This is a genomic window from Streptococcus mitis (genome assembly GCF_002096925.1).
Classification (GTDB): domain Bacteria; phylum Bacillota; class Bacilli; order Lactobacillales; family Streptococcaceae; genus Streptococcus; species Streptococcus mitis_AF.
The window spans coordinates 1-18896 of the sequence record NZ_NCVN01000033.1 but is presented as its reverse complement, the minus strand read 5'-3'; the positions used below and the strand labels follow the sequence as shown (position 1 = coordinate 18896).

The following is an 18896-nucleotide window of genomic DNA, read 5'->3' as shown; positions in this document are numbered from 1 at the left end:
GTAGACCTCATTTCTAACTCAAACGTCTCACACTTAATTCCACCATAAAAATCCGTTTTAGACTAATTTCCACTTTGGCTAGCCAAGTGGAAGTTGCTTTGAGAAGTTACCTAAAAAATTCTACCGCATACAAAAAAAGAAAAATATCTTGACAACCAATGGAAAATTTTGTTACAATAATAGACGGTACTTTTTACTTTTGGTCTCTCAAGAGTGTACAGGGACGTGCTGACAAATGTTGCAAAAGTACACACAGATGATAGCTGTCACCAAGTGTATCATCACCAAAAATAAAAAAACACAGGAGAATGTAGATGCCTACAATTAACCAATTGGTTCGCAAACCGCGTAAATCAAAAGTAGAAAAATCTAAATCACCAGCTTTGAACGTTGGTTACAACAGTCATAAAAAAGTTCAAACAAACGTTTCTTCACCACAAAAACGTGGTGTTGCAACTCGTGTTGGAACAATGACACCTAAAAAACCTAACTCAGCCCTTCGTAAATTCGCTCGTGTACGTTTGAGCAACCTTATCGAAGTTACTGCCTACATCCCAGGTATCGGACACAACTTGCAAGAGCACAGCGTGGTTCTTCTTCGTGGTGGACGTGTAAAAGACCTTCCAGGGGTACGTTACCATATCGTCCGTGGTGCACTTGATACTGCAGGTGTTAACGATCGTAAACAAGGCCGTTCAAAATACGGTACTAAACGTCCAAAAGCATAAGGAAAGGGGATAAAGAGAAATGAGTCGTAAAAATAGAGCTCCAAAACGTGACGTATTGCCAGATCCGCTTTACAATTCACAACTAGTTACTCGTCTTATCAACCGCGTTATGCTTGATGGTAAACGTGGTACAGCTGCTTCAATCGTTTACGGTGCCTTTGAGCAAATCAAAGAAGCTACTGGAAACGATGCACTTGAAGTATTTGAAACAGCTATGGAAAACATCATGCCTGTACTTGAAGTACGTGCACGCCGTGTTGGTGGTTCTAACTACCAAGTCCCAGTTGAAGTTCGTCCAGAACGTCGTACAACACTTGGACTTCGTTGGTTGGTAACAATCGCTCGTCTTCGCGGTGAACACACAATGCAAGACCGTCTTGCAAAAGAAATCTTGGATGCTGCTAACAACACTGGTGCAGCAGTTAAGAAACGTGAAGACACTCACCGCATGGCTGAAGCTAACCGTGCATTCGCACACTTCCGTTGGTAAAATCATGATGCTAGGAACGGTAAGGATGCAAGGTGAAAATAGGAAACTGACGCAGTATTCGATGAATACAAGGAAGTTTATCTTTTTCACACAGCATCCCGTTCCAGCTCAAATCGGCTAACTAACTTTAGCCCGAGTTCAATTGAGCTCGATCAGCTCTTAGCTACAACTCAACTTACCAGCTTGTAAGTTGAAACCAACAATAGCATGAAAACATTGAGAACGGGTAGGTCCTGCCTATCCGTTTTTATTAAAATCGTGTTATAATAGAATAGAAATCAAAAATAAATAGGAGAAACAAACCTCATGGCACGCGAATTTTCACTTGAAAAAACTCGTAATATCGGTATCATGGCTCACGTCGATGCTGGTAAAACAACAACTACTGAGCGTATTCTTTACTACACTGGTAAAATCCACAAAATCGGTGAAACTCACGAAGGTGCGTCACAAATGGACTGGATGGAGCAAGAGCAAGAACGTGGTATCACTATCACATCTGCTGCGACAACAGCTCAATGGAACAACCACCGCGTAAACATCATCGACACACCAGGACACGTGGACTTCACAATCGAAGTACAACGTTCTCTTCGTGTATTGGATGGTGCGGTTACCGTTCTTGACTCACAATCAGGTGTTGAACCTCAAACTGAAACAGTTTGGCGTCAAGCAACTGAGTACGGAGTTCCACGTATCGTATTTGCCAACAAAATGGACAAAATCGGTGCTGACTTCCTTTACTCTGTAAGCACACTTCATGATCGTCTTCAAGCAAATGCACACCCAATCCAATTGCCAATCGGTTCTGAAGATGACTTCCGTGGTATCATCGACTTGATCAAGATGAAAGCTGAAATCTATACTAACGACCTTGGTACAGATATCCTTGAAGAAGATATTCCAGCTGAATACCTTGACCAAGCTCAAGAATACCGTGAAAAATTGATCGAAGCAGTTGCTGAAACTGACGAAGAATTGATGATGAAATACCTCGAAGGTGAAGAAATTACTAACGAAGAATTGAAAGCTGGTATCCGTAAAGCGACTATCAACGTTGAATTCTTCCCAGTATTGTGTGGTTCTGCCTTCAAGAACAAAGGTGTTCAATTGATGCTTGATGCGGTTATCGACTACCTTCCAAGCCCACTTGACATCCCAGCGATCAAAGGTATCAACCCAGATACAGACGAAGAAGAAACTCGTCCAGCATCTGACGAAGAGCCATTTGCAGCTCTTGCCTTCAAGATCATGACTGACCCATTTGTAGGTCGTTTGACATTCTTCCGTGTTTACTCAGGTGTTCTTCAATCAGGTTCTTACGTATTGAACACTTCTAAAGGTAAACGTGAGCGTATCGGACGTATCCTTCAAATGCACGCTAACAGCCGTCAAGAAATCGACACTGTTTACTCAGGTGATATCGCTGCTGCCGTTGGTTTGAAAGATACTACAACTGGTGACTCATTGACAGATGAAAAAGCTAAAATCATCCTTGAGTCAATCAACGTTCCAGAACCAGTTATCCAATTGATGGTTGAGCCAAAATCTAAAGCTGACCAAGACAAGATGGGTATCGCCCTTCAAAAATTGGCTGAAGAAGATCCAACATTCCGCGTTGAAACAAACGTTGAAACTGGTGAAACAGTTATCTCTGGTATGGGTGAGCTTCACCTTGACGTCCTTGTTGACCGTATGCGTCGTGAGTTCAAAGTTGAAGCGAACGTAGGTGCTCCTCAAGTATCTTACCGTGAAACATTCCGCGCTTCTACTCAAGCACGTGGATTCTTCAAACGTCAATCTGGTGGTAAAGGTCAATTCGGTGATGTATGGATTGAATTTACTCCAAACGAAGAAGGTAAAGGATTCGAATTCGAAAACGCAATCGTCGGTGGTGTGGTTCCTCGTGAATTTATCCCAGCGGTTGAAAAAGGTTTGGTAGAATCTATGGCTAACGGTGTTCTTGCAGGTTACCCAATGGTTGACGTTAAAGCTAAGCTTTACGATGGTTCATACCACGATGTCGACTCATCTGAAACTGCCTTCAAGATTGCGGCTTCACTTGCCCTTAAAGAAGCTGCTAAATCAGCGCAACCAGCTATCCTTGAGCCAATGATGCTTGTAACAATCACTGTTCCAGAAGAAAACCTTGGTGATGTTATGGGTCACGTAACTGCTCGTCGTGGACGTGTAGATGGTATGGAAGCACATGGTAACAGCCAAATCGTTCGTGCTTACGTTCCACTTGCTGAAATGTTCGGTTATGCAACAGTTCTTCGTTCTGCATCTCAAGGACGTGGTACATTCATGATGGTATTTGACCACTACGAAGATGTACCTAAGTCAGTACAAGAAGAAATCATTAAGAAAAACAAAGGTGAAGACTAATCAGTCCTCACTCTAGAAGGAAGTCACTTAGTGGCTTCCTTTTTTGGATAGTTCCGATAAATTTTATAGATTCTGAAAACATGCACTCATAAAAATTTCATATAAAAATGAGTTAAAGTAATTTGCGGAAGAAATATATAATTATAAATAGAAATAAGTTGAAAAAGAATATAAATTACCTTTTAAAAACTTATAAAAAAAAGAGAATATTCATAAATAAACGTTAAAATAGAAAATTCAGAAAATTTCTTCTTTTGTCTTGAAAATTTTTGAAAAAATGGTATGATAGTAACAAGTTATTTTTAAGTGAAGAGAAAGGGGAACAATGGAGAAAATCAGTTTAGAATCTCCTAAGACGGGGTCGGACCTAGTTTTGGAAACACTTCGTGATTTAGGAATTGATACCATCTTTGGTTATCCAGGTGGTGCAGTCTTGCCTTTTTATGATGCGATATATAATTTTAAAGGCATTCGCCACATTCTAGGACGCCATGAGCAAGGCTGTCTGCATGAAGCTGAAGGTTATGCTAAATCAACTGGAAAGTTGGGTGTTGCCGTCGTCACTAGCGGACCGGGAGCAACAAATGCCATTACAGGGATTGCAGATGCTATGAGCGACAGTGTTCCTCTTTTGGTCTTTACAGGTCAGGTGGCGCGAGCAGGGATTGGGAAGGATGCCTTTCAGGAGGCAGACATCGTGGGAATCACCATGCCAATCACTAAGTACAATTATCAAGTTCGTGAGACAGCTGATATTCCTCGTATCATTACGGAAGCTGTTCATATCGCAACTACAGGTCGACCAGGGCCGGTCGTAATTGACCTACCTAAAGACGTATCTGCTTTAGAAACCGACTTCATCTATTCACCAGAAGTGAACCTACCAAGCTATCAGCCAACTCTTGAGCCAAATGATATGCAAATTAAGAAAATCTTGAAGCAATTATCCAAGGCTAAAAAGCCAGTCTTGCTTGCTGGTGGTGGGATTAGTTATGCTGAAGCTGCTGCAGAATTAAATGAATTTGCAGAACGCTATCAAATTCCAGTGGTAACCAGTCTTTTGGGACAAGGAACGATTGCAACGAGTCACCCACTCTTCCTTGGAATGGGAGGCATGCACGGGTCATTCGCAGCTAATATTGCCATGACGGAAGCGGACTTTATGATTAGTATTGGTTGTCGTTTTGATGACCGCTTGACGGGGAATCCTAAGACCTTCGCTAAGAATGCCAAGGTTGCCCACATTGATATTGACCCAGCCGAGATTGGCAAGATTATCAGTGCAGATATTCCTGTAGTTGGAGATGCTAAGAAAGCCTTGCAAATGTTGCTGGCCGAACCAACAGTTCATAACAATACTGAAAAATGGATTGAAAAAGTTACTAAAGACAAGAACCGCGTTCGTTCTTATGATAAGAAAGAGCGTGTGGTTCAGCCGCAAGCTGTTATTGAACGAATTGGTGAATTGACGAATGGAGATGCCATTGTGGTAACAGACGTTGGTCAACACCAAATGTGGACAGCTCAGTATTATCCCTACCAAAATGAACGTCAGTTAGTGACTTCAGGTGGTTTGGGAACGATGGGATTTGGAATTCCAGCAGCAATTGGAGCTAAAATTGCTAACCCAGATAAGGAAGTAGTCTTGTTTGTTGGGGATGGTGGTTTCCAAATGACTAACCAGGAATTGGCTATTTTGAACATTTACAAGGTGCCAATCAAGGTGGTTATGCTGAACAACCACTCACTTGGAATGGTCCGCCAGTGGCAGGAATCCTTCTATGAAGGTAGAACGTCAGAGTCAGTCTTTGATACCCTTCCTGATTTCCAACTGATGGCACAGGCTTATGGCATTAAAAACTATAAGTTTGACAATCCTGAGACCTTGGCCCAAGACCTTGAAGTCATCACTGAGAATGTTCCTATGCTAATCGAGGTAGATATTTCTCGTAAGGAACAGGTGTTACCGATGGTACCAGCTGGTAAGAGTAATCATGAGATGTTGGGGGTGAAGTTCCATGCGTAGAATGTTAACAGCAAAACTACAGAATCGATCAGGAGTCCTCAATCGCTTTACCGGTGTCCTGTCTCGTCGTCAGGTTAATATCGAAAGTATCTCTGTTGGAGCAACAGAAGATCCGAATGTATCGCGTATCACCATTATTATTGATGTTGCTTCACATGATGAGGTGGAGCAAATTATCAAACAGCTCAATCGTCAGATTGATGTGATTCGCATTCGTGATATTACAGACAAGCCTCATTTGGAGCGCGAGGTAATTTTGGTTAAGATGTCAGCGCCAGCTGAGAAGCGAGCTGAGATTCTAGCGATTATTCAACCTTTCCGTGCAACAGTGGTAGACGTAGCGCCAAGCTCGATTACCATTCAGATGACAGGAAATGCTGAAAAGAGTGAAGCTCTATTGCGAGTCATTCGACCATACGGTATTCGCAATATCGCTCGTACGGGTGCAACTGGATTCACCCGCGATTAATACTCTTCGAAAATCAAATTCAAATCACGTCAGCTTTGCCTTGCCGTAGGTATATGTTACTGACTCCGTCAGTCTTATTTACAACCTCAAAGCAGTGCTTTGAGCAGCCTGCGGCTAGCTTCCTAGTTTGCTCTTTGATTTTCATTGAGTATAAAAATATTTTAAATTTGTTAAACCAGCCTAAAAGGCAATAAATAATAGAAAAGAGAGAAAAACTATGGCAGTTCAAATGGAATATGAAAAAGATGTTAAAGTAGCAGCACTTGACGGTAAAAAAATCGCCGTTATCGGTTATGGTTCACAAGGACATGCGCATGCTCAAAACTTGCGTGACTCAGGTCGTGATGTCATCATCGGTGTACGTCCAGGTAAATCTTTTGATAAAGCAAAAGAAGATGGATTTGACACTTATACAGTAGCAGAAGCTACTAAATTGGCTGATGTTATCATGATTTTGGCACCAGACGAAATCCAACAAGAATTGTACGAAGCAGAAATCGCTCCAAACTTGGAAGCTGGAAACGCAGTTGGATTTGCTCACGGTTTCAACATCCACTTTGAATTTATCAAAGTTCCTGCGGATGTAGATGTTTTCATGTGTGCACCTAAAGGACCAGGACACTTAGTACGTCGTACTTATGAAGAAGGATTTGGTGTTCCAGCTCTTTACGCAGTATATCAAGATGCAACAGGAAATGCTAAAAACATTGCTATGGACTGGTGTAAAGGTGTTGGAGCGGCTCGTGTAGGTCTTCTTGAAACAACATACAAAGAAGAAACTGAAGAAGATTTGTTTGGTGAACAAGCTGTACTTTGTGGTGGTTTGACTGCCCTTATCGAAGCAGGTTTCGAAGTCTTGACAGAAGCAGGTTACGCTCCAGAATTGGCTTACTTTGAAGTTCTTCACGAAATGAAATTGATCGTTGACTTGATCTACGAAGGTGGATTCAAGAAAATGCGTCAATCAATTTCAAACACTGCTGAGTACGGTGACTATGTATCAGGTCCACGTGTGATTACTGAGCAAGTTAAAGAAAATATGAAAGCTGTCTTGGCAGACATCCAAAATGGTAAATTTGCAAATGACTTTGTAAATGACTATAAAGCTGGACGTCCCAAATTGACTGCTTACCGTGAACAAGCAGCTAACCTTGAAATTGAAAAAGTTGGTGCAGAATTGCGTAAAGCAATGCCTTTCGTTGGTAAAAATGACGACGATGCATTCAAAATCTATAACTAATTGATAGAAATTAAGGTGAAGGCGAGTTGGGGGACTAACTCGCTTTTATAATCAATTCATCTCTTTTTAAAAGATGGATTACGATAAGTTTGAAATAGTCTAGGAGAAAATGATGTTAAGTTCAAAAGATATAATCAAGGCTCATAAAGTCTTGAACGGTGTGGTTGTGAATACCCCACTGGATTACGACCATTATTTATCGGAGAAGTATGGTGCTAAGATTTATTTGAAAAAGGAAAATGCTCAACGTGTTCGTTCTTTTAAAATTCGTGGTGCCTATTATGCCATTTCGCAGCTCAGCAAGGAAGAGCGTGAGCGTGGGGTAGTCTGTGCCTCTGCGGGGAATCATGCACAGGGAGTTGCCTATACTTGTAATGAAATGAAGATTCCTGCTACTATCTTTATGCCCATTACTACTCCGCAACAAAAAATTGGTCAAGTTCGCTTTTTTGGTGGGGACTTCGTAACTATTAAACTAGTTGGAGATACTTTTGATGCTTCTGCTAAAGCAGCTCAAGAATTTACAGTTTCTGAAAATCGTACCTTTATTGATCCCTTTGATGATGCCCATGTTCAAGCTGGTCAAGGGACAGTTGCTTATGAGATTTTAGAAGAAGCTCGAAAAGAATCGATTTATTTTGATGCTGTCTTGGTTCCTGTTGGTGGTGGCGGTCTCATTGCTGGGGTTTCTACCTATATCAAGGAAACAAGTCCAGAAATTGAAGTCATTGGGGTAGAGGCTAATGGAGCGCGTTCCATGAAGGCTGCTTTTGAAGCTGGTGGACCTGTTAAACTCAAAGAAATTGACAAATTTGCGGATGGGATTGCTGTGCAAAAGGTAGGTCAGTTGACCTATGAAGCAACTCGTCAACATGTTCAAACTTTGGTAGGTGTCGATGAGGGATTGATTTCTGAAACCTTGATTGACCTTTACTCTAAGCAAGGGATTGTCGCAGAACCTGCTGGAGCTGCTAGTATCGCTTCTTTAGAGGTTTTGGCTGAATATATCAAGGGGAAAACCATTTGTTGTATCATTTCTGGAGGAAATAATGATATCAACCGTATGCCGGAAATGGAAGAGCGTGCCTTGATTTATGATGGGATCAAGCATTACTTTGTGGTTAATTTTCCACAGCGTCCGGGGGCTTTGCGTGAGTTTGTAAATGATATCTTGGGGCCAAATGATGATATCACACGTTTTGAGTATATCAAACGAGCTAGCAAGGGGACAGGCCCAGTATTGATTGGGATTGCCTTGGCAGATAAGCATGATTATGCAGGCTTGATTCGTCGAATGGAAGGTTTTGATCCAGCTTATATTAACTTAAATGGTAACGAAACGCTCTATAATATGCTTGTTTGAGGACTAATAAAAAAATATCATATTATTTGCACAACTGATGTATAGGTGCTATAATGAGGGTGAAGAAAGGGGGCGATTCCTATGGACTTAGGAAATCGATTACGCTATTTCTATCACAAGTCATTATAGTACCTATGTTTTTTTGATTCAGTTTATAGTAAGGGAGTAAAATTACTTGTTATATATAAGGCGTATTTTTAGAATCCACTATTTTATATATGTCTAATCTGAAATTTGGTTAAATATAATAGGAATTAGAAAAAATAATCAATACTAATGAGAATCCTTATACTGAGTTAACTGAGAAGAGTGATAAGATACTAAGAAGATAAAAACAGTGGAAAATGTTAGAAGATAGGATACTATTGTCTCCTAACTACTCATCTTTTTATAGGTTTGAAGAAATAAAAAGGAATATTGATAAAGTAAATAAATAGTACCAGTTGATCAAGTGAAAAGTGCTTATAAAGGCAGGAAGAATATCAAAGAAGGAGAAGAGAAATAATAGTTAGTAATAGTGTGGAGAGAAAGTCTTTCACTATTAGAAATATTGTTTTAAAGTTGGATAAATAGAATAAAGTTGAAGATAAAACCTGTCTAACCTATCCCGAACTGGCATTTGTAAATTATGAATATTTTTACAAACAAAAGAGTTAATAATACAATTATTTTAAAGGTATTTACTAATGGTTTATAGTAAGTAAAAACCTATATATTATCGGCTTTAATAAGATAGTAACAGAAAAATAAATCATTAATTTTATTGAATATATGTTTTTTTATTGACAAAACACATAAAAACGTATACAATTAAATATCGTAAAGAAGAAAATAGGAGAAGGACATGGCTAAGTCAAACTTTGAAAAAGTAGAATCAGTTGTTGGCTGGGTTCGTGATAAGAAAATCACAGGCTACCGTATCTCTAAAGAAACGAATGCGCGTGAAATGTCTATCATTGCTCTAGCTCAGGGGCGTGCAAAAGTAAAAAATATTTCATTTGAAACAGCTCTAGGTTTAATTGATTTCTATGAAAAAAATCATGAAAAATTTGAAGATTAATCTTTGGATGATGGCGGATTCTTGAATAGGGTCTGCCTTTTCATTTTTTGGCTAGTAAAAAGACTGCACGGTTGATGCAGCCTTTTCTTTTTATTTGAGATAGCGTTGAAGGAACTCTTTTGTACGGTCTTCTTTAGGATTGGTGAAGAGGTCTTCTGGTTTGCCTTCTTCAGCAATCACACCCTTATCCATAAAGATAACACGGTGAGAGACGTCACGGGCGAATTCCATTTCGTGGGTTACGACAATCATAGTCAAGCCTTCCTGAGCCAGATCTTGCATGATTTTGAGGACTTCTCCAACCATTTCTGGATCGAGAGCTGATGTTGGTTCATCAAAGAGAATGGCGTCAGGATTCATTGAAAGGGCACGAGCGATGGCCACACGTTGTTTTTGACCACCTGAGAGTTGTTTTGGTTTGGCTTGCCAGTAGCGTTCCCCCATGCCGACCTTTTCTAGGTTTTCTTTGGCAATCTTTTCAGCTTCTGTACGTTCGCGTTTAAGGACAGTTGTCTGAGCGACAATTGTGTTTTCAAGCACGTTGAGATTTTCAAAGAGGTTAAAGGATTGGAAAACCATTCCCAACTTTTCACGGTATTGCGTGAGGTCATAGCCTTTTTCGAGGACGTTTTGTCCATGATAAAGGATTTGTCCATCAGTTGGCGTTTCAAGGAGGTTAATGGAGCGTAGGAAGGTTGATTTTCCGCTTCCAGAGCTTCCGATGATAGAGATGACCTCTCCCTTGTGGACAGTCAGAGAAATGTCTTTTAGCACTTCGTTTTGTCCATAGGATTTTTTGAGGTGTTTAATTTCAAGGATTGCTTGTGTCATTATTTCAAATCCTCCGTTTGCATTTGGTTAGCACCTGTAGTATAGGTATCCATGTCCATGCGGCGTTCGATGAAGCGTAGGATACGTGTTACGGTAAAGGTGAGGACAAAGTAAATCACGGCGATGATTGTAAATGTCTGGAAGTATTGATAGGTTTGCGTTGCCACGGTATTTCCTGAGAAATAAAGTTCGACAACAGAGATAACGTTCAATACAGATGTATCTTTGATATTGATGACAAATTCATTACCAGTTGCTGGTAGGATATTGCGGACAACCTGAGGTAGGACAATCTTACGCATGGTTTGGTTATGAGTCATACCAAGAGCAGTCGCAGCTTCAAATTGTCCCTTGTCAACTGCCAGGATACCACCACGAACGATTTCGGTCATGTAGGCACCGGTATTGATTGAAACGATGAAGATAGCAGCCAGTGTACGGTCAAGGTTGATACCGAAAGCTTGGGCAGTTCCATAGTAGATAACCATCGATTGAACGATCATTGGAGTACCACGGAAAATTTCAATGTAGACGTTGAGGATCCAGCTGACTAGTTTTTGTAGGCCATAAATGGCTTTATTCTCAGAGAGAGGAGCAGTACGGAAAACACCAATGGCAAGGCCGATAATGAGACCTGTGATGGTTCCGACGATAGAGATTAAAAGAGTGACACCAGCACCACGCAAAAGTTGTTGCCAGTTTTCAGAAAGAATTTTAGCGACTTGGCTAAAGAAACTACTGCTAGTCTCTTCAGTTGTTGTAGCTTCGGCAGGTTGCTCTTTGATCATACGATCCATCAAGGCAACTTGGTCGTCTTTTGAAATGGTTTCAATGCTGGTATTGATTTGACTAATACGATTGTCATCTTTACGAAGTCCAATGGCAATAGCCGTATCTTCTTCCCCAGTTTTGAAACCTGGTTCTACTTGAACCATCTTGAACTTAGAGTTAGCAGCTTCAGCAGTCAGAGCTTCTGGTCGTTCAGAAACATAAGCATCGATAACACCAGCTTCAAGTGCTTGGCGCATTTGAGCGAAGTCTCCCATGGCAGTTTCTTTTTTAGCGCCTGGGATTTGACCAATCAAGTCATAAAGGTAGACACCTTGTTGAGAAGTGATTTTCGCACCGTTAAAGTCATCCAAAGATTTAGCACTTGCGTAGGCAGAATCTTTTTTGACAAGCAAAACTGGTTCGCTAGTGTAGTAGCTGCTTGAAAAGGCAATTTCTTGTTTGCGTTCGGCAGTTGGACTCATACCTGCGATAATCATGTCAATCTTACCAGAAGTAAGGGCAGGGACTAGACCTTCCCACTTGGTTTTAACAACTAAAGGTTCTTTACCTAAGTCCTTAGCGATTTTCTTGGCGATTTGAACATCGTATCCGTTAGCATACTGGTTAGTCCCATCGATTTTGACAGCTCCATTGCTATCATCGTCCTGAGTCCAGTTAAAGGGAGCATATGCTGCTTCCATCCCGATGCGTAAATATTCATCGGCTTGGGCAACATTGACAAGTCCCAGCATCAGCAAGAGACTTGTGAAAATAGATAAGTATATTTTTCTCATGATTTCTCCTATTTCTAATCTATTAAAAAATAACTGTCTCCTATTTTATCGAAAAAAAATCTATTTTTCAATATAGGTAAGCCCTTACTTGTGAAAAAATGATATAATGATAGCAAAGATAAAAAGGGGGCTTAGTTGATGAAAAAAACTTTTTTCTTACTGGTGTTAGGCTTGTTTTGTCTTCTGCCATTCTCTGTTTTTGCCATTGATTTCAAGATAAACTCTTATCAAGGTGATTTGTATATTCATGCAGACAATACAGCAGAATTTAGACAGAAGATAGTTTACCAGTTTGAGGAGGACTTTAAGGGTCAAATCGTGGGACTTGGACGTGCAGGCAAGATGCCTAGTGGATTTGACATTGATCCTCATCCAAAGGTTCAGGCTGCGAAAAATGGTGCTGAACTAGCAGACGTTACTAGCGAAGTGATAGAAGGAGCAGATGGTTATACTGTTAAAGTCTATAATCCAGGCCAGGAAGGCGACACAGTTGAAATTGACCTTATCTGGAACTTAAAGAATTTGCTTTTCCTTTATGATGATATCGCTGAATTAAATTGGCAACCTCTGACAGATAGTTCAGGGGCTATTGGGAAGTTTGAATTTCATGTAAGGGGAGACAAGGGGGCTGAAAAACTCTTTTTCCATACAGGGAAACTTTTTAGAGAGGGAACGGTTGAAAAGAGTAACCTTGATTATACTATCCGTTTAGACAATCTTCCGGCTAAACGTGGAGTTGAGTTACATGCCTATTGGCCTCGGACCGATTTTGCTAGCGCTAGGGATCAGGGATTGAAAGGGAATCGTTTAGAAGAGTTTAATAAGATAGAAGACTCGATTTTTAAAGAAAAAGATCAGAGTAAACAACTCGTTACTTGGGTGTTTCCTTCCATACTTTCCATCTCTCTGTTATTGAGCGTCTGCTTCTATTTCATCTATAGAAGAAAGACCACTCCTTCGGTTAAATATGCCAAAAATCATCGTCTCTATGAACCACCAATGGAATTAGAACCTATGGTTTTATCAGAGGCTGTCTACTCGACTTCCTTAGATGAAGTGAGTCCTCTAACCAAAGGAGCTGGCAAATTCACCTTTGACCAACTTATTCAAGCTACCTTGTTAGATGTGATTGACCGTGGAAATGTCTCTATTATTTCAGAGGGAGATGCAGTTGGCTTGAGACTGGTAAAAGAAGACGGTTTGTCCAGTTTTGAGAAAGACTGTCTAAATCTAGCTTTTTCAGGCAAAAAAGAAGAAACTCTTTCCAATTTGTTTGCGGATTACAAGGTATCTGATAGTCTTTATCGTAGAGCAAAAGTTTCTGATGAAAAACGGATTCAAGCAAAGGGGCGTCAGCTCAAATCTTCTTTTGAAGAAGTATTGAAAGAGATGCAAGAAGGAGTGAGAAATCGGGTTATCTTCTGGGGACTTCCAGATTATTATCGTCTTTTAACTGGTGGGGAAAAGGCCTTGCAAGTAGGTATGGGTGTCTTGACTATCTTGTCCCTATTTATCGGATTTGGTTTGTTCTTGTACAGTTTGGATGTTTATGGCTATCTTTACATCCCCTTGCCAATACTTGGTTTTCTAGGTTTGGTTTTGGCTGTTTTCTATTATTGGAAGCTTCGATTAGATAATCGTGATGGTGTCCTAAATGAAGCAGGAGCAGAAGTATACTATCTCTGGACCAGTTTTGAAAATATGTTGCGTGAGATTGCACGATTGGATCAGGCTGAATTGGAAAGTATTGTGGTCTGGAATCGTCTCTTGGTCTATGCGACCTTATTTGGCTATGCGGACAAGGTCAGTCATTTGATGAAGGTTCATCAGATTCAAGTGGAAAATCAAGATATCAATCTCTATGTAGATTATAGCTGGCACGGTATGTTTTATCATTCAAGCGCGCAAATGAGCCATTATGCCAGCGTCGCAAATACAGCAAGTACCTACTCTGTATCTTCTGGAAGTGGAAGTTCTGGCGGTGGCTTCTCTGGAGGCGGAGGTGGCGGCAGTATCGGCGCCTTTTAAAGAGAGCTATCAATGGCTGAAAAAATATGCTATAATGGAAGATAGAAAAAGGAGTAATCTATGTATCTTATTGAAATTTTAAAATCTATCTTCTTCGGGATTGTTGAAGGAATTACGGAATGGTTGCCGATTTCCAGTACAGGGCACTTGATTTTAGCAGAGGAGTTTATCCAATACCAAAATCAGAGTGAAGCCTTTATGTCCATGTTTAATGTCGTGATTCAGCTTGGTGCTATTTTAGCAGTTATGGTGATTTACTTTAATAAGCTCAATCCCTTTAAACCAAGTAAAGACAAGCAGGAAGTTCGTAAGACTTGGAGACTGTGGTTGAAGGTCTTGGTTGCCACTTTACCTTTGCTTGCAGTATTTAAGTTTGATGATTGGTTTGATACCCACTTTCATAATATGGTTTCTGTTGCTCTCATGTTGATTATCTATGGGATCGCCTTTATCTATTTGGAAAAGCGCAATAAAGCGCGTGCTATCGAGCCAAGTGTAACAGAGTTGGACAAGCTTCCTTATACGACAGCCTTCTATATCGGCCTCTTCCAAGTTCTTGCCCTTTTACCAGGGACAAGCCGTTCTGGGGCAACAATCGTCGGTGGTTTGTTAAATGGAACCAGTCGTTCTGTTGTGACAGAATTTACCTTCTATCTTGGAATTCCAGTTATGTTTGGAGCTAGTGCATTAAAGATTTTCAAATTTGTGAAAGCAGGACAGCTCTTGAGCTTTGGGCAATTGTTTTTGCTCTTGGTTGCGATGGGAGTAGCCTTTGCAGTCAGCATGGTCGCTATTCGTTTCTTGACAAGTTATGTGAAAAAACACGACTTTACCCTTTTCGGTAAATACCGTATCGTGCTTGGTAGTGTTTTGCTACTTTACAGTTTTGTCCGTTTATTTGTATAAGAAAAACCTTGAAGGGGCAGCTCTTCAAGGTTTTAAAATCCAGTCACGGTAATCCCCAACAGGCGGACACCTCTTTCTTTCTCGCTTAATTCTTCATAGAGTTGCAGGGATATTTGGCTTATCTGACTAGCATTCTGTGTTTTTTGAGGTAGACTTTTTCGTTTAGTGAGAGTTGAAAAGTTCTCGTAGCGGATTTTCAAAATGACAATTTTTCCAGCTTTTTCTTGTTGATGTAGATTGAGAGCGACTCTTTCTGATAGAAGAGTCAGCTCTTTTTTGATGTCTTCTTCGGCACGGAGAATCTTTCCATAGGTTTTCTCCTTGCCGATTGATTTACGGATACGATTGGATTTAACTGGGGAATTGTGAATGCCACGAGCCTTTCGATAAAGGTCATAGCCCAGTCTGCCAAAGCGGTCTATTAGGGTCACCTCAGGAACTTCAAGTAGATCAGCGCCAGTAAAAATCCCCATTTGATGAAGACGTTCTACTGTCTTCTTTCCTACTCCATGAAACTTGGAAATATCCATTTGTTTGAGAAAGTTCTCAGCTTGCTCAGGTAGAATCACTGTCAGACCATGTGGTTTTTGATAATCACTGGCCATTTTAGCTAAGAATTTGTTATAAGAAACGCCAGCAGAAGCAGTTAGATGGAGTTCTTGCCAGATATCCTCTTGAATGAGGCGAGCGATTTTGACCGCTGACTTGATACCGAGTTTATTTTCTGTTACATCCAAGTAGGCTTCGTCAATACTCATAGGTTCAATCAAATCTGTATAGCGCTTAAAAATAGCTCGAATCTGGAGTCCCACAGCCTTGTATTTCTCATAATTCCCTGAGATGAAGACAGCCTGGGGACAACGCTCATAGGCTTCCTTGGAACTCATGGCTGAATGGACACCAAAAGCTCGTGCCTCATAGCTACAGGTAGAAACGACTCCCCGTCCACCTGTTTGCCGAGGGTCACTGCCGATAATGACAGGTTTTCCTCTGAGTTTAGGATTATCCCTGATTTCTACCGCAGCAAAAAAGGCATCCATGTCAATATGGATGATTTTTCTTGACAAATCATTTAATAAGGGGAAAATCAACATGCCTAGCACCTTTTTACTGCTTATTTTCTTTTATTATACCCTTTTTTCTGAAAAAAAGAAAAAAGGACTTTATTTTTTTCAAAAATATAATACAGTTCGGAACAAAATATAGACTGTTTTAGAAAAGAAAGTGTAAAAATAGGGATTTATCACTTGTTGAAAACGATTACTGTATGGTATACTTGTCTCATGAATGTAACAGATGGCTGTTACTAGAAAGAAAAAAGAGGACATTAACATGGTTGTTAAGACAGTTGTTGAAGCACAAGATATTTTTGACAAAGCTTGGGAAGGCTTCAAAGGCGTAGATTGGAAAGAAAAAGCAAGTGTATCACGCTTCGTACAAGCTAACTACACACCTTACGATGGAGACGAAAGCTTCCTTGCAGGACCAACAGAACGTTCACTTCACATCAAAAAAATTGTAGAAGAAACTAAAGCACACTACGAAGAAACTCGTTTCCCAATGGACACTCGTCCAACATCTATCGCTGATATCCCAGCAGGATTTATCGATAAAGAAAACGAAGTTATCTTCGGTATCCAAAACGATGAACTCTTCAAATTGAACTTCATGCCAAAAGGTGGTATCCGTATGGCTGAAACTACTTTGAAAGAAAATGGATACGAACCAGATCCAGCTGTTCACGAAATCTTTACTAAATACGTAACAACAGTTAACGACGGTATCTTCCGTGCTTACACTTCAAACATTCGTCGCGCTCGTCACGCTCACACTGTAACTGGTCTTCCAGATGCATACTCACGCGGACGTATCATCGGTGTTTACGCACGTCTTGCTCTTTACGGTGCAGACTACTTGATGCAAGAAAAAGTAAACGACTGGAATGCAATCGAAGAAATCGATGAAGAAACAATCCGTCTTCGTGAAGAAATCAATCTTCAATACCAAGCATTGCAACAAGTTGTTCGCTTGGGTGACCTTTACGGAGTTGACGTTCGCAAACCAGCGATGAACGTTAAAGAAGCTATCCAATGGGTTAACATCGCCTTCATGTCTGTCTGCCGTGTTATCAACGGTGCTGCAACATCTCTTGGACGTGTACCAATCGTATTGGACATCTTTGCAGAACGTGACCTTGCTCGTGGTACATTTACTGAATCAGAAATCCAAGAATTCGTTGATGATTTCGTTATGAAACTTCGTACAGTTAAATTTGCTCGTACAAAAGCTTACGACCAATTGTACTCAGGTGACCCAACCTTCATCACAACTTCTATGGCTGGTATGGGTAACGACGGTCGTCACCGTGTTACTAAGATGGACTACCGTTTCTTGAACACTCTTGACAACATCGGTAACTCTCCAGAACCAAACTTGACAGTTCTTTGGACTGATAAATTGCCATACAACTTCCGTCGCTACTGTATGCACATGAGCCACAAACACTCTTCTATCCAATACGAAGGTGTAACAACAATGGCTAAAGACGGATATGGTGAAATGAGTTGTATCTCATGCTGTGTGTCTCCGCTTGACCCAGAAAATGAAGAACAACGCCACAACATCCAGTACTTCGGTGCGCGTGTAAACGTATTGAAAGCTCTTCTTACTGGTTTGAACGGTGGTTACGACGATGTTCACAAAGACTACAAAGTATTTGACATCGAACCAATCCGTGACGAAGTTCTTGAATTTGAATCAGTTAAAGCTAACTTTGAAAAATCTCTTGACTGGTTGACTGACACTTACGTAGATGCTTTGAACATCATCCACTACATGACTGATAAGTACAACTACGAAGCTGTTCAAATGGCCTTCTTGCCAACTAAACAACGTGCAAACATGGGATTCGGTATCTGTGGATTTGCCAACACTGTTGACACATTGTCAGCTATCAAATACGCTACAGTTAAACCAATCCGTGATGAAAATGGCTATATCTACGATTACGAAACAATCGGTGAATACCCACGTTGGGGTGAAGATGACCCACGTTCAAACGAATTGGCAGAATGGTTGATCGAAGCTTACACAACTCGTCTACGTAGCCACAAACTTTACAAAGACGCTGAAGCTACAGTATCACTTTTGACAATCACATCTAACGTTGCTTACTCTAAACAAACTGGTAACTCACCAGTCCACAAAGGTGTATACCTCAACGAAGATGGTTCTGTGAACTTGTCTAAACTTGAATTCTTCTCACCAGGTGCTAACCCATCTAACAAAGCTAAAGGTGGCTGGTTGCAAAACTTGAACTCACTTTCTAGCCTTGACTTTAGTTATGCAGCTGATGGTATCTCATTGACTACTCAAGTTTCACCTCGCGCTCTTGGTAAGACTCGTGATGAACAAGTTGATAACTTGGTAACAATCCTTGATGGTTACTTCGAAAACGGTGGACAACACGTTAACTTGAACGTTATGGACTTGAACGATGTTTACGAAAAGATCATGTCAGGTGAAGACGTTATCGTACGTATCTCTGGATACTGTGTAAACACTAAATACCTCACTCCAGAACAAAAAACTGAATTGACACAACGTGTCTTCCACGAAGTTCTTTCAATGGATGATGCCTTGGATGCATTGAGTTAAGATTATATAAAATAATACAAAGAAGGACTAGTTAAAAGCTAGTTCTTCTTTTTGGTACGACGGGCATGTCGTGCATCTGAGGTGTAAGTCCTCCGTGGGCATCCGCTACCGGTGAACCCAATAGCGATTCCCAAGCCTGATTATC

14 protein-coding genes are annotated in these 18896 nt (G+C 40.6%); 11 read left to right on the top strand and 3 right to left on the bottom strand.

Going from position 1 to position 18896, the window contains the following annotated elements; genetic code table 11:
* The first annotated feature begins 314 nt into the window (after positions 1-314).
* The 8 genes from rpsL (at position 315) to B7692_RS06285 (ending at position 9764) form a co-directional block, all read left to right on the top strand.
* Entirely contained in the window at positions 315-728 is a 414-nt protein-coding gene (rpsL, locus tag B7692_RS06325; protein ID WP_001142332.1) for a 30S ribosomal protein S12, read from the top strand.
* Positions 729-747: 19 nt separating this feature from the next.
* Complete coding sequence (gene rpsG / locus B7692_RS06320) at positions 748-1218, top strand: 30S ribosomal protein S7 (RefSeq protein WP_000087873.1); 471 nt, start codon at positions 748-750, stop codon at positions 1216-1218.
* 306 nt (positions 1219-1524) lie between these two features.
* Positions 1525-3606 (top strand): elongation factor G, encoded by a 2082-nt coding sequence (gene fusA / locus B7692_RS06315; RefSeq protein ID WP_000090348.1) that lies wholly within the window; start codon positions 1525-1527, stop codon positions 3604-3606.
* A 325-nt stretch (positions 3607-3931) separates the two neighbouring features.
* On the top strand, positions 3932-5632 hold the full coding sequence (locus B7692_RS06310) for an acetolactate synthase large subunit (protein ID WP_033682350.1): 1701 nt from the start codon (positions 3932-3934) through the stop codon (positions 5630-5632).
* A complete protein-coding gene (gene ilvN / locus B7692_RS06305; RefSeq protein ID WP_001253803.1) occupies positions 5625-6101 on the top strand; it encodes an acetolactate synthase small subunit in 477 nt (158 codons plus the stop codon). The genes B7692_RS06310 and ilvN overlap by 8 nt, the downstream gene beginning before the upstream one ends.
* Before the next feature lie 217 nt (positions 6102-6318).
* The gene (ilvC, locus tag B7692_RS06295; protein WP_000290683.1) at positions 6319-7341 is read left to right on the top strand and encodes a ketol-acid reductoisomerase; all 1023 of its coding nucleotides are present in this window, start codon (positions 6319-6321) and stop codon (positions 7339-7341) included.
* A gap of 112 nt (positions 7342-7453) precedes the next feature.
* Positions 7454-8704: a threonine ammonia-lyase IlvA gene (gene ilvA, locus B7692_RS06290; protein ID WP_084930238.1), complete on the top strand. Its 1251-nt coding sequence runs from the start codon at positions 7454-7456 to the stop codon at positions 8702-8704.
* Positions 8705-9548: 844 nt separating this feature from the next.
* Positions 9549-9764: a capsule biosynthesis transcriptional regulator gene (locus B7692_RS06285; RefSeq protein WP_001130036.1), complete on the top strand. Its 216-nt coding sequence runs from the start codon at positions 9549-9551 to the stop codon at positions 9762-9764.
* Positions 9765-9854: 90 nt separating this feature from the next.
* On the opposite strand, the gene B7692_RS06280 is transcribed toward B7692_RS06285, so the two are convergent.
* Together B7692_RS06280 and B7692_RS06275 are read right to left on the bottom strand one after the other, a co-directional pair.
* Positions 9855-10595 carry an amino acid ABC transporter ATP-binding protein gene (locus B7692_RS06280; RefSeq protein WP_000189477.1) on the bottom strand — a complete coding sequence of 247 codons (741 nt, stop codon included), beginning with the start codon at positions 10593-10595 and terminating at the stop codon, positions 9855-9857.
* Positions 10595-12160, bottom strand: a complete 1566-nt coding sequence (locus B7692_RS06275) for an ABC transporter substrate-binding protein/permease (protein WP_084930237.1) — start codon at positions 12158-12160, stop codon at positions 10595-10597. The genes B7692_RS06280 and B7692_RS06275 overlap by 1 nt, the downstream gene beginning before the upstream one ends.
* Before the next feature lie 138 nt (positions 12161-12298).
* Between B7692_RS06275 and B7692_RS06270 the strand changes: the two genes are divergently transcribed.
* Together B7692_RS06270 and B7692_RS06265 are read left to right on the top strand one after the other, a co-directional pair.
* Positions 12299-14188, top strand: coding sequence for a DUF2207 domain-containing protein (locus B7692_RS06270; RefSeq protein WP_084930236.1), 1890 nt, complete (start codon positions 12299-12301; stop codon positions 14186-14188).
* A 60-nt stretch (positions 14189-14248) separates the two neighbouring features.
* The gene (locus tag B7692_RS06265) at positions 14249-15094 is read left to right on the top strand and encodes an undecaprenyl-diphosphate phosphatase (RefSeq protein ID WP_084930235.1); all 846 of its coding nucleotides are present in this window, start codon (positions 14249-14251) and stop codon (positions 15092-15094) included.
* Positions 15095-15126: 32 nt separating this feature from the next.
* Here the strand turns inward: B7692_RS06265 and dinB are convergent, their stop codons facing one another.
* A complete protein-coding gene (gene dinB / locus B7692_RS06260; protein WP_084930234.1) occupies positions 15127-16188 on the bottom strand; it encodes a DNA polymerase IV in 1062 nt (353 codons plus the stop codon).
* 238 nt (positions 16189-16426) lie between these two features.
* On the opposite strand from dinB, the gene pflB reads away from it, so the two are divergent.
* Entirely contained in the window at positions 16427-18751 is a 2325-nt protein-coding gene (pflB, locus tag B7692_RS06255; protein WP_000260631.1) for a formate C-acetyltransferase, read from the top strand.
* Positions 18752-18896: the final 145 nt, after the last annotated feature.